The 12,095-nt window shown below is 62.4% G+C and carries 9 protein-coding genes and 1 pseudogene; 5 read left to right on the forward strand and 5 right to left on the reverse strand.

Annotated features, from left to right (window positions below; genetic code table 11):
- The first annotated feature begins 11 nt into the window (after window positions 1-11).
- From tmexD to tnpB, 4 genes are all read left to right on the forward strand, one after another.
- Window positions 12-3,146, forward strand: a complete 3,135-nt coding sequence (gene tmexD / locus EA795_RS19660; RefSeq protein WP_090519107.1) for a multidrug efflux RND transporter permease subunit TMexD — start codon at window positions 12-14, stop codon at window positions 3,144-3,146.
- Window positions 3,147-3,150: 4 nt separating this feature from the next.
- Window positions 3,151-4,584 (forward strand): multidrug efflux transporter outer membrane subunit TOprJ, encoded by a 1,434-nt coding sequence (toprJ, locus tag EA795_RS19665; RefSeq protein ID WP_090519106.1) that lies wholly within the window; start codon window positions 3,151-3,153, stop codon window positions 4,582-4,584.
- A gap of 334 nt (window positions 4,585-4,918) precedes the next feature.
- Window positions 4,919-5,236 carry an IS66-like element accessory protein TnpA gene (tnpA, locus tag EA795_RS19670; protein WP_003282986.1) on the forward strand — a complete coding sequence of 106 codons (318 nt, stop codon included), beginning with the start codon at window positions 4,919-4,921 and terminating at the stop codon, window positions 5,234-5,236.
- A complete protein-coding gene (gene tnpB, locus EA795_RS19675; RefSeq protein ID WP_147456323.1) occupies window positions 5,233-5,478 on the forward strand; it encodes an IS66 family insertion sequence element accessory protein TnpB in 246 nt (81 codons plus the stop codon). The genes tnpA and tnpB overlap by 4 nt, the downstream gene beginning before the upstream one ends.
- Window positions 5,479-5,519: 41 nt before the next feature.
- Here tnpB and EA795_RS19685 read toward each other — a convergent pair whose 3' ends face one another.
- Genes EA795_RS19685 through EA795_RS19695 form a run of 3 tightly spaced genes read right to left on the reverse strand, consistent with a single transcriptional unit; the run spans window position 5,520 to window position 7,839 of the window.
- Window positions 5,520-6,356: an aminoglycoside O-phosphotransferase APH(6)-Id gene (locus EA795_RS19685; protein WP_000480968.1), complete on the reverse strand. Its 837-nt coding sequence runs from the start codon at window positions 6,354-6,356 to the stop codon at window positions 5,520-5,522.
- Window positions 6,356-7,159 carry an aminoglycoside O-phosphotransferase APH(3'')-Ib gene (gene aph(3'')-Ib, locus EA795_RS19690; RefSeq protein ID WP_001082319.1) on the reverse strand — a complete coding sequence of 268 codons (804 nt, stop codon included), beginning with the start codon at window positions 7,157-7,159 and terminating at the stop codon, window positions 6,356-6,358. The genes EA795_RS19685 and aph(3'')-Ib overlap by 1 nt, the downstream gene beginning before the upstream one ends.
- A gap of 11 nt (window positions 7,160-7,170) precedes the next feature.
- A complete protein-coding gene (locus EA795_RS19695) occupies window positions 7,171-7,839 on the reverse strand; it encodes a recombinase family protein (RefSeq protein ID WP_023434504.1) in 669 nt (222 codons plus the stop codon).
- A 125-nt stretch (window positions 7,840-7,964) separates the two neighbouring features.
- Here EA795_RS19695 and EA795_RS19700 point away from each other — a divergent pair.
- Window positions 7,965-10,850: pseudogene (locus EA795_RS19700) on the forward strand (Tn3 family transposase).
- Between the two features lie 275 nt (window positions 10,851-11,125).
- Here EA795_RS19700 and EA795_RS19705 read toward each other — a convergent pair.
- Together EA795_RS19705 and EA795_RS19715 are read right to left on the reverse strand one after the other, a co-directional pair.
- A complete protein-coding gene (locus EA795_RS19705) occupies window positions 11,126-11,626 on the reverse strand; it encodes a GNAT family N-acetyltransferase (protein WP_000376623.1) in 501 nt (166 codons plus the stop codon).
- Between the two features lie 127 nt (window positions 11,627-11,753).
- A partial coding sequence (locus tag EA795_RS19715; RefSeq protein ID WP_072098388.1) for a dihydropteroate synthase occupies window positions 11,754-12,095 on the reverse strand: 342 nt, incomplete at its 5' end.

Genomic DNA, 12,095 nt, shown 5'->3' on the forward strand with positions numbered 1-12,095 from the left:
GAGAACCTCTCATGTCCCTGTTTTTCATCCGGCGCCCCAATTTCGCCTGGGTAGTCGCCCTGTTCATCTCGCTGGGTGGCCTGCTGGCCATCCCGTTCCTGCCGGTGGCGCAGTACCCCAACGTGGCGCCGCCGCAGATCACCGTGACCGCCACCTATCCCGGCGCTTCGGCGCAGGTGCTCACCGACTCGGTGACCAGCGTCATCGAGGAAGAACTCAACGGCGCCAAGAACCTGCTGTACTTCGAGTCCACCAGCAACGCCAACGGCATCGCCGAGATCACCGTCACCTTCCAGCCAGGGACCGACCCCGAACTGGCCCAGGTTGACGTGCAGAACCGTCTGAAGAAGGCCGAGGCACGCATGCCGCAGGCCGTGCTGACGCTCGGCATCCAGACCGAGCAGGCCACCGCCGGCTTCCTGCTGATCTATACGCTGAGCTACACCGATGGCGACAAGGACGCCAACGTCACGGCGCTGGCCGATTACGCCGCGCGCAACATCAACAACGAAATCCGTCGCGTGAACGGCGTCGGCAAGCTGCAGTTCTTCGCCTCCGAGGCGGCCATGCGCGTGTGGATCGATCCGCAGAAGCTGGTCGGCTACGGCCTATCCATCGATGACGTGAACAACGCCATCCGCGCGCAGAACGTGCAGGTGCCGGCCGGTGCCTTCGGCAGCACGCCGGGTTCCAGCGAGCAGGAGCTGACGGCGACCCTGGCGGTCAAGGGTACCCTGGACAACCCGCAGGAATTCGCCGCCATCGTGCTGCGTGCCAACCAGGACGGCTCGCGCCTGACCCTGGGCGACGTGGCGCGCATCGAGGTCGGCAGCCAGGACTACAACTTCGGCTCGCGCCAGGACGGCAAGCCCGCCGTTGCCGCCGCCGTGCAGCTGTCGCCCGGTGCCAACGCGATCCAGACCGCCGAGGCGGTCAAGCAGCGTCTGACCGAGCTGTCGGCCAACTTCCCGGACAACGTCGAGTTCTCCGTGCCGTACGACACCTCGCGCTTCGTCGACGTGGCGATCGACAAGGTCATCATGACCCTCATCGAGGCCATGGTGCTGGTGTTCCTGGTGATGTTCCTGTTCCTGCAGAACGTGCGCTACACCCTGATCCCGTCCATCGTCGTGCCGGTGTGTCTGCTCGGTACGCTGACCTTCATGTACCTGCTTGGCTTCTCGGTGAACATGATGACCATGTTCGGCATGGTGCTGGCCATCGGCATCCTGGTGGACGACGCCATCGTGGTGGTGGAGAACGTCGAGCGGATCATGGCCGAGGAAGGCCTGGCGCCGGTGCCGGCGACCATCAAGGCGATGGGGCAGGTGTCCGGGGCGATCATCGGTATCACCCTGGTGCTGTCGGCGGTGTTCCTGCCGCTGGCCTTCATGGCCGGCTCGGTGGGGGTGATCTACCAGCAGTTCTCGCTGTCGCTGGCGGTGTCGATCCTGTTCTCGGGCTTCCTCGCGCTGACCTTCACCCCGGCGCTGTGCGCCACGCTGCTCAAACCGATCCCCGAAGGCCATCACGAGAAGACCGGTTTCTTCGGCTGGTTCAACCGCAAGTTCACCGCCCTGACCGGCCGCTACACCAAACTCAACGGCAAGCTGGTGCCGCGCGCCGGGCGGGTGATGTTCATCTACCTGGGCGTGGTGGTGCTGATGGGTTTCTTCTACCTGCGCCTGCCGGAATCCTTCGTGCCGGTGGAAGACCAGGGCTACATGATCGTCGACATCCAGTTGCCGCCAGGCGCCACCCGTGAGCGCACCTCGGCCACGGGTGAGGAGCTGGAAGAGTTTCTGATGGCCCGCGAGGCCGTGCAGACGTCCTTCCTGGTCCTCGGCTTCAGCTTCTCCGGCATGGGTGAGAACGCGGCCATTGCCTTCCCGCTGCTCAAGGACTGGTCCGAGCGAGATTCTTCGCAGTCGCCGGAAGCCGAGTCGGCTGCGGTCAACCAGCACTTCGCCAACCTCGATGACGGCGCGATCATGGCGGTGCCGCCACCGCCGGTCGAAGGCCTGGGCAACTCGGGTGGTTTCGCCCTGCGCCTGCAGGACCGCGCCGGCCTTGGCCGCGATGCCCTGTTGGCAGCGCGCGATGAAGTGCTGGGCAAGGTCAACGGCAATCCGAAGTTCCTCTACGCCATGATGGAAGGTCTGGCCGAGGCGCCGCAGCTGCGCCTGGTGATCGACCGTGAGCAGGCGCGCACGCTGGGAGTCAGCTTCGAAGCGATCAGCAGCGCGCTGTCCACTGCGTTCGGCTCGTCGGTGATCAACGACTTCGCCAACGCCGGCCGCCAGCAGCGCGTGGTGGTACAGGCCGAACAGGCCGAGCGCATGACACCGGAAAGCGTCCTGCGCCTGCATGTGCCCAACGACAGCGGCAGCCTGGTACCGCTGAGTGCTTTCGTCACCACGAGCTGGGAAGAAGGCCCGGTGCAGGTCGCGCGTTACAACGGTTACCCGTCGATCCGCATTGCCGGTGACGCCGCGCCCGGCGTGAGCACTGGCGAGGCGATGCTCGAACTGGAGCGCATCGCTGCCGAGCTGCCCGAAGGTATCGGTTACGAGTGGACCGGGCTGTCGTATCAGGAGCGGGTCGCCAGCGGGCAGGCGACGATGCTGTTCGCCCTGGCCATCACCGTGGTGTTCCTGCTGCTGGTGGCGCTCTACGAGAGCTGGGCGATCCCGCTGACGGTGATGCTGATCGTGCCGGTCGGCGCACTCGGCGCGGTACTGGCGGTGACTGCTATCGGCCTGCCCAACGACGTGTACTTCAAGGTCGGCCTGATCACCGTGATCGGCCTGGCGGCGAAGAACGCCATTCTCATCGTCGAGTTCGCCAAGGACCTGTGGGAAGACGGCTACTCGCTGCGCGATGCTGCTGTCGAAGCCGCGCGCCTGCGTTTCCGCCCGATCATCATGACCTCCATGGCGTTCATGCTCGGCGTGGTGCCGCTGGCCATCGCCACTGGCGCCGGCGCTGCGAGCCAGCGCGCACTGGGCACCGGGGTGCTGGGCGGGATGCTCAGCGCGACCATGCTCGGGGTGATCTTCGTGCCGATCTTCTTCGTCTGGGTGCTGTCGCTGCTGCGCACCAAACCTCAGCAAACCGACAACCATCCCCTGCATAAAGCGGAGTAATGCGATGACCTCTCACTTCATGCTCCGTCGCGCTCTGCTGCCCCTGGCCATCGCCGCCCTGGCGGGTTGTTCGCTGGCCCCGACCTACGAGCGCCCGCAGGCACCGGTCGCGTCGCACTGGCAAGCCGCCGACGCGGAGGGCACCCGTGCCCAGGCGCTGGACTGGCAGACCTTCATCGTCGATGCCGACCTGCGCCGCGCGGTGGATACGGCGCTGAGCAACAACCGCAGCCTGCGCCAGGCGCTGCTGGATATCGAAGCTGCGCGTGCCCAGTACCGCATCCAGCGTGCTGATCGCCTGCCTTCGATCAACGCCAATGCCAGCGGCAACCGCCAGCGCCTGCCTGCCGATCTGTCGCAGACCGGGCGCTCGGAAGTGACCAGCAACTATCAGGTCGGCCTCGGCCTCGCGGAGTACGAAGTCGACCTGTTCGGCCGCGTGCGCAGCCTCTCCGAGGCCGCGCTGGAGACCTACCTGGCGACCGAGGAGGCGACCCGTGCCACGCAGATCAGCCTGGTTGCCGAGGTCATCCAGGCCTACCTGACCCGCGATGGTGCGCTACGCCGCATGGCCCTGGTCGAACAAACCCTGGACAGCCGCCTGGCCTCGCTGGAGCTGGTCAGCCAGCGCCGTGCAGCGGGGGCCGCCACCGCCCTGGATTACCAGGAAGCGGTCGGCCTTGCCGAACAGGCGAGGGCCGAGCGCGAGAGCACCGAACGCCAGCTACGCCAGGCGGACAACGCCCTGGTCCTGTTGCTCGGCACGCCAGATGCCACTCGCCTGCTGCCCGCGACGCCCCGCGACGACCTGATGGTGCTGCAGGACATCGCCCCCGGCACCAGCTCGGAACTGATCGAACGGCGCCCGGACATTCTCGCCAGCGAGCACCGCCTCAAGGCGCGCAATGCCGATATCGGTGCAGCTCGCGCCGCGTTCTTTCCCCGGATCAGCCTGACCGGTTCGGTGGGCAGCTCCAGTGCCGAGTTGTCCGGGTTGTTCGATGGCGGCTCGCGGGCCTGGAGCTTTGCCCCGACGCTGTCGCTGCCGATCTTCGCCGGTGGCCGCAACCGCGCCAACCTGGACCTCGCTGAAGTGCGCCAGGACGCGGCGGTGGTCGACTACGAAGGCACCATCCAGACCGCCTTCCGCGAAGTCGCCGATGCCCTGGCCGCCACTGACACCCTGCGCCGCGAAGAGGGGGCTCGGCGGGCGCTCGCCGACAGCAGCGAACAGGCGCTCAAGCTGGCCCAGGCCCGTTATGAAGGCGGTGTGGACGACTACCTGCGTTATCTTGACGCCCAGCGCAGCACCTTTAGCAACCAGACCACACTAATTCAAATCAGCACGGAACGGCAGATTGCGCTGGTTGACCTGTTCAGGTCTCTGGGCGGTGGCTGGGGCCAAACTGAACCGATGGCCGGGATCGGCGCTGAGTGAGCAAAGCCAGGAGTCCTGCATCCGAAGACCGGACTCTGGCTCCATCACCGGTGAGCTACTGGTCATCGACGGGGCAATCGCCTGATCGAGAATAAGACTGTCTGACGACTGGCAGCCCTATGGATTATTGGTGGCAGCAGCTAACGGCTCTATAAAGAGCTGCAAAAAATCACTGTAACGCATGATTGACTGACTGCTTCTGGCCGAAAGCGGACCAGCTATCGGCCAAGAGATGTAAGCGTCCGGCCAACTCACCTTCCGAACTCCAGCATTAAGGGCGATGGTGTCCGCGTATTTTTAAGCGGACGCGATAGCCCTTATCGCCGGGATTTCCATGCGCCAACGAAGCTCTTACCCCAAACCGTTCAAGGCCCAGGTTGTTCAGGAGTGCCTGCAACCCGGTGCGACCGTTTCCAGCGTTGCCATCCGCCACGGCATCAATGCCAACGTCATTCGCAAGTGGCTACCGCTTTATCGAGATCAACTGCCAGCGGCGTTGCCGGCGTTCGTTCCTGCGAGAGTTACGCCAAAACGACCAGTTGAACCAGCTGTGATTATCGAGCTACCGCTGGGCGAGCAATCGATCACAGTGAAATGGCCAGCTTCCGATCCTGAAGGATGCGCCCGCTTTGTCCGGGGGCTCGCCCAGTGATCCGTATCGATAGTATCTGGCTCGCCACCGAACCCATGGATATGCGCGCGGGCACTGAAACCGCGTTGGCCCGTGTGATTGCGGTGTTCGGTGCGGCGAAGCCGCACTGTGCCTATCTCTTCGCAAATCGCCGCGCCAACCGCATGAAAGTCCTGGTGCATGACGGCGTGGGTATCTGGGGTCGTTTGCGGGAAGGGGCGGAATCCTACGCTAAGGCTTTGGCCAGCGATATTCTCCGGTGAGATTGATGTGTTCCCAGGGGATAGGAGAAGTCGCTTGATATCTAGTATGACGTCTGTCGCACCTGCTTGATCGCGGCCGCGATAGCTAGATCGCGTTGCTCCTCTTCTCCATCCGCGTTCCAAGCTGCGGAAAGGCACCCATAAGCGTACGCCTGGTCGAGCAGGCGACGCGGATCGACGTCCAGCGCACGAGAGAATGCGTCCGCCATCTGTGCAATGCGTCTAGGATCGAGACAAAGGTCGTCTCTGTCAGCCGGATCGTAGAACATATTGGCGGCGCCAAAGCCCACTTCACCGACCAGACCGACGGGATCTATCACCAGCCAGCCGCGACTGGAGAACATGATGTTTTCATGATGCAGATCGCCATGTAGCCCACGCAGTTCCGAGGCATTGCTCATCATTTGATCGGCTATAATCGCCGCGTGGACGTAGTCAGTTTGACAACCTGCGTTTTGATCATCGCGCGCCCGCTGAAACAAAGCTGCAAAGCGATCCCGGATCGGGAGAAGGGCAGAAGGCAGGGGTTCCTCAGATGCGGCATACAGCTTCGCCATTAGTTCCGCTGCAATTTCGGTCGCCTGGTAGTCGCCGTGCTCGGCAACGATGTGAGAGAGCATTCGCTCCCCGGCATATTCGAGCAACATCAGATTGTTCTCACGACCGAGCAACCGGACTGCTCCCCTCCCATTGCGCCATACCAGATAGTCGGCCCCGCGCAGTTCATCAGCAATGTCTTCTATAGGTTTCAATCCCTTGACGATTGCAGGAGTCCCGTCTGGCAATGAAACTTTCCAAACGAGGCTGGAAAAGGTGTCCGCAATGAGAACAGGTTGCGAAACGTGCCAATGAGCAGGAAAAACAGGCGGCATGAACATCAACCCCAAGTCAGAGGGTCCAATCGCAGATAGAAGGCAAGGCGTTCGCGGTCGGGGGCTTCGATCCCCAATACATTGAATAGGACAGCGAAGGCGCGCTCTGCTTCATCTGGCGCTGCCCAGTTCTCTTCGGCGTTAGCAATCATGAGTGCCAAATCGGCATAGCGATCTGCTGTTCCGAGCCGCCCAAGGTCGATCAGACCCGTGCATTGAAGAGTTTTAGGGTCCACCATGAAGTTCGGCATGCAGGGATCACCATGGCAAACAACCATATCGGTGCGCTCTTGGTCGAGCCGCACCGGTAGCTCTCGTTCGACACGAGCCAAAAGATCGAGCTGCGGCGTACTCTTGTCCTCGTCCGGTAAGAAGTCGGGATTGACGGCATTGCGGGACACCACATCAACGGCGCGTCCGAACATTCGCGACAGCCTGCGCTCAAACGGACATTGATCAACCGATAGGCTGTGAACAGCGCCAAGTTGCTGCCCCATTGACGGCCACGCTTTGAGCAAATCCGCTCCAGACAGATCAGCCGCCGGTACTCCCGGAATTGCCGTTATCACCAAGCATGCACCCTCCTGTTCCTCCTGCCAGTTGATGACCTCGGGGCAAGCCACACCTCGACCTTTGAGCCAAATGAGGCGGTCACGCTCTCCAGCGAGCTCACCGCGGCGGGAAGCAGGTGCGATTTTCGCGAAGGCATGCCCGTCACCACGTCGAAAAACAAAATCACCAGATTCTCCGCCTCTGACAGGCAACCAGTCAGAATGCGATTCACCAAAAAAAATATTAGTTCGATTCAATGGAGGTTCCTTCAGTTTTCTGATGAAGCGCGGAGGTGGCTCAACTTGCGAAAAGAAACGAGTTGCGACGTAAGTCCGAGAACATGCTTTCCATGGTCTCTGAGCTCGCCTTTGGGACCGACATATCGGTAGAGAGTGACGCGCTCGATGCCGAGTTCCTTGCAGAGATCGGAAACTGAAGTATCGCGCTGGGCCATGGCGGCTTGCGCGAGACGCACCTGAGCTTTGGTGAGCGCGAATTTTCGTCCGCCCTTGCGACCGCGCGCTCTCGCGGAGGCGAGACCCGCCATGGTGCGCTCTCGGATCAGATCCCGCTCGAACTCGGCCAAGGTGGCGAAGATTCCGAACACCATGCGACCGGACGCAGTCGTGGTGTCGATCTGAGCGCCCTTTCCAGTCAGAACCCGCAGGCCGATCTTGCGGTCTGACAGCTCCTTCACCGTGTTGACCAGATGGGCAAGCGATCGTCCGAGGCGATCGAGCTTCCAGACCACCAGCACATCGCCGTCACGCAATGACTTGAGGCAGGCAGTCAAGCCAGGGCGATCATCACGACCGCCGGAAGCAAGATCATCATAGATATTGTCCCGTTCGACACCTGCGGCGCGCAAGGTGTCGTGCTGCAGGTCGAGAGACTGCGAGCCATCGGCTTTGGAGACGCGGGCATATCCGATCAGCATGTATCACAAACGTTGGTTTGAGGCGGCGCTTCGGCCACGATTGCATTGACCTCTGGAAATGTATCTCAACCAGCTTCATAAACAAAGCGTCTTGAACGCTATCAGATTTTGAAAAAGGAACATGTATGCCGCGTCGCGTCACTCTAACCGATCGGCAGAAAGACGCGCTGTTGCGCTTGCCGACTTCACAGACGGATTTGCTCAAGCACTATACGCTGAGTGATGAAGACCTTGGGCATATCAGGCTGCGTCGGCGCGCTCACAACAGGTTCGGCTTCGCCCTGCAATTGTGTGTCCTGCGCTATCCCGGCCGGGTGCTGGCTCCAGGCGAACTGATCCCTGCAGAGGTCATCGAATTTATCGGAGCGCAGCTTGGCCTGGGTGCCGACGATCTCGTAGACTATGCTGCCCGCGAGGAAACACGGCACGAGCATCTTGCCGAGTTACGGGGGCTCTACGGCTTCCGCACCTTCTCCGGACGTGGTGCGAGCGAGCTGAAGGAATGGTTGTTCCGAGAAGCCGAGATGGCGGTGTCGAACGAGGATATCGCCCGTCGCTTCGTAGCCGAGTGCCGACGCACCCGCACTGTCCTTCCCGCGACATCCACGATCGAGCGGCTTTGTGCCGCGGCTCTCGTCGATGCCGAGCGACGCATCGAGACGAGGATCGCCATTCGTCTGCCTATGTCGATCCGAGAACAGTTGCTGGCATTGCTCGAGGAGACGGCTGATGATCGGGTGACCCGTTTTGTGTGGCTGCGCCAGTTCGAGCCTGGCTCGAACTCTTCGTCGGCCAACCGGCTGCTCGACCGGCTCGAATATCTGCAACGCGTCGATCTCCCCGAGGATCTGCTTGCCGGCGTTCCTGCCCATCGGGTGACTCGTCTGCGCAGGCAGGGTGAACGGTATTATGCCGACGGCATGCGCGATCTCCCGGAGGACAGGCGGCTTGCGATCTTGGCTGTTTGCGTCTCGGAATGGCAGGCGATGTTGGCCGACGCAGTGGTCGAAACCCACGACCGGATCGTCGGCCGTCTCTACCGTGCTTCGGAGCGTATTTGCCATGCAAAGGTCGCAGACGAAGCGGGGGTGGTGCGTGACACCCTGAAATCCTTCGCCGAGATCGGGGGCGCCCTGGTCGATGCACAGGATGATGGCCAGCCGCTGGGCGACGTCATCGCGAGCGGATCAGGGTGGGACGGCTTCAAAACCCTTGTTGCAATGGCAACCAGGCTCACCGCCACCATGGCCGACGATCCGCTCAACCATGTGCTCGACGGTTATCACCGCTTCCGCCGATACGCTCCACGCATGTTGCGCCTGCTCGATCTGCGAGCTGCGCCCGTTGCACTGCCGCTTCTGGAAGCGGTGACGGCCCTTCGTACCGGTTTGAACGATGCCGCGATGACCAGCTTCTTGCGGCCCAGCTCGAAATGGCATCGCCACCTTCGGGCCCAGAGGGCTGGCGACGCTCGCCTATGGGAGATCGCGGTGCTGTTCCATCTGCGCGATGCGTTCCGCTCCGGAGATGTCTGGCTTACTAGGTCCCGGCGCTATGGCGATCTGAAACACGCACTCGTTCCGGCACAAGCCATCGCGGAAGGCGGTCGTCTCGCTGTGCCATTGCGGCCGGAGGAATGGCTGGCAGACCGGCAAGCTCGCCTCGACATGCGGTTGCGCGAGCTTGGCCGTGCCGCTCGCGCAGGCACGATCCCGGGCGGGTCGATTGAAAACGGCGTTCTGCATATCGAGAAACTCGAAGCCGCCGCGCCGACAGGCGCCGAAGATCTGGTGCTCGATCTCTACAAGCAGATCCCGCCCACGCGCATCACCGATCTCCTGCTGGAGGTGGATGCGGCGACCGGCTTCACCGAAGCGTTCACCCATCTGCGCACAGGAGCACCCTGCGCTGACCGGATCGGGCTAATGAACGTTATCTTGGCGGAAGGGATCAACCTCGGCTTGCGCAAAATGGCGGATGCGACAAACACCCACACCTTCTGGGAATTGATCCGCATTGGACGGTGGCATGTCGAGGGCGAAGCCTATGACCGGGCGCTGGCCATGGTGGTCGAGGCACAGGCAGCGTTACCCATGGCCCGGTTCTGGGGCATGGGCACGTCGGCTTCGAGCGACGGACAGTTCTTCGTCGCTACAGAGCAAGGTGAGGCCATGAACCTGGTCAACGCGAAATATGGCAATACCCCGGGCCTGAAAGCCTATAGCCACGTCTCCGACCAATATGCGCCGTTCGCAACCCAGGTGATTCCTGCAACGGCAAGCGAAGCGCCTTACATCCTCGATGGCCTGCTGATGAACGATGCTGGACGCCATATCCGCGAGCAGTTCACCGACACGGGCGGCTTCACCGATCACGTCTTTGCCGCATGTGCCATTCTCGGCTACCGGTTCGCTCCGCGCATCCGCGACCTGCCATCCAAACGGCTCTACGCGTTCAATCCGTCGGCCGCCCCGGCGCACCTGCGAGCGTTGATCGGCGGAAAGGTCAACCAAGCCATGATCGAGCGCAATTGGCCCGACACCCTGCGCATCGCCGCCACCATTGCTGCCGGGACCGTCGCGCCAAGCCAGATTCTGCGGAAACTCGCCTCCTATCCGCGGTAGAACGAGCTCGCGACAGCCCTGCGGGAAGTCGGTCGCGTCGAGCGCACCCTGTTCATGATCGACTGGATTCTGGATGCCGAACTCCAACGGCGTGCCCAGATCGGGCTCAACAAAGGCGAAGCTCATCATGCGCTGAAGCGGGCAATCAGCTTCCACCGCCGCGGTGAAATCCGCGACCGTTCCGCCGAAGGCCAGCATTACCGCATCGCCGGCATGAATCTGCTCGCCGCCATCATCATCTTCTGGAACACCATGAAGCTCGGCGAGGTCGTTGCAAACCAGAAACGCGATGGAAAGCTGCTATCGCCCGATCTCTTGGCCCATGTTTCGCCGCTCGGATGGGAACACATCAATCTCACCGGAGAATATCGCTGGCCAAAGCCTTAGCGTAGGATTCCGCCCCCTCCCGCAAACGACCCCGAAAAGCCCGGCACGGGCGTCGGCGGCGATGACGGCGGCGGCATTNCTCCCGCAAACGACCCCGAAAAGCCCGGCACGGGCGTCGGCGGCGATGACGGCGGCGGCATTATCCAGGGTTGATGATGGAAGTGGAGGATATCGACAACCTCTCGCGCAACCAAGACATCGCGGTCGGACTGCAAGTGATCTTGAAGCCACGGGCCCGTCCCACCCCGACATGGACCTCGATGCCCGAACGGACGTTAGATTTCGAGTTCTAGGCGTTCTGCGATGAAGGTTGGATCCCAGCCGGGATTGAAAGTGTCGACGTGGGTGAATCCGAGCCGCTCGTATAGGCCACGCAGGTTCGGGTGGCAGTCGAGCCGCAGCTTGGCGCACCCCTGCGTTCGCGCGGCATGGCGGCAAGCCTCGATCAGCGCGGAGCTGACACCCCGGCCCGCATGTGTCCGTCGCACCGCGAGCTTGTGCAGATATGCGGCCTCCCCCTTGAGGGCGTCGGGCCAGAACTCGGGATCCTCGGCCGACAAGGTGCAACAGCCGACGATGCCGTCGCTGCAACTCGCGACTAGGAGCTCGGATCTCAGGACGAAGGTCTCCGCGAATGTCCGGTCGATCCGCGCGACGTCCCAGGCGGGCGTTCCCTTGGCGGACATCCACGCCGCAGCGTCGTGCATCAGCCGCACAACCTCGTCGATATCACCCGAGCAGGCGACCCGAACGTTCGGAGGCTCCTCGCTGTCCATTCGCTCCCCTGGCGCGGTATGAACCGCCGCCTCATAGTGCAGTTTGATCCTGACGAGCCCAGCATGTCTGCGCCCACCTTCGCGGAACCTGACCAGGGTCCGCTAGCGGGCGGCCGGAAGGTGAATGCTAGGCATGATCTAACCCTCGGTCTCTGGCGTCGCGACTGCGAAATTTCGCGAGGGTTTCCGAGAAGGTGATTGCGCTTCGCAGATCTCCAGGCGCGTGGGTGCGGACGTAGTCAGCGCCATTGCCGATCGCGTGAAGTTCCGCCGCAAGGCTCGCTGGACCCAGATCCTTTACAGGAAGGCCAACGGTGGCGCCCAAGAAGGATTTCCGCGACACCGAGACCAATAGCGGAAGCCCCAACGCCGACTTCAGCTTTTGAAGGTTCGACAGCACGTGCAGCGATGTTTCCGGTGCGGGGCTCAAGAAAAATCCCATCCCCGGATCGAGGATGAGCCGGTCGGC

Source organism: Stutzerimonas nitrititolerans (assembly GCF_003696285.1).
In the GTDB taxonomy this organism is placed as follows: Bacteria; Pseudomonadota; Gammaproteobacteria; order Pseudomonadales; family Pseudomonadaceae; genus Stutzerimonas; species Stutzerimonas nitrititolerans.

Bases quoted from the DNA above. Each gene is read 5' to 3' on its own strand.
- tmexD (WP_090519107.1), top strand. From the start codon at position 12: ATGTCCCTGTTTTTCATCCGGCGCCCCAATTTCGCCTGGGTAGTCGCC.
- toprJ (WP_090519106.1), top strand. From the start codon at position 3,151: ATGACCTCTCACTTCATGCTCCGTCGCGCTCTGCTGCCCCTGGCCATC.
- tnpA (WP_003282986.1), top strand. From the start codon at position 4,919: ATGCGCCAACGAAGCTCTTACCCCAAACCGTTCAAGGCCCAGGTTGTT.
- EA795_RS19685 (WP_000480968.1), bottom strand. From the start codon at position 6,356: ATGTTCATGCCGCCTGTTTTTCCTGCTCATTGGCACGTTTCGCAACCT.
- EA795_RS19695 (WP_023434504.1), bottom strand. From the start codon at position 7,839: ATGCTGATCGGATATGCCCGCGTCTCCAAAGCCGATGGCTCGCAGTCT.
- EA795_RS19705 (WP_000376623.1), bottom strand. From the start codon at position 11,626: ATGGACAGCGAGGAGCCTCCGAACGTTCGGGTCGCCTGCTCGGGTGAT.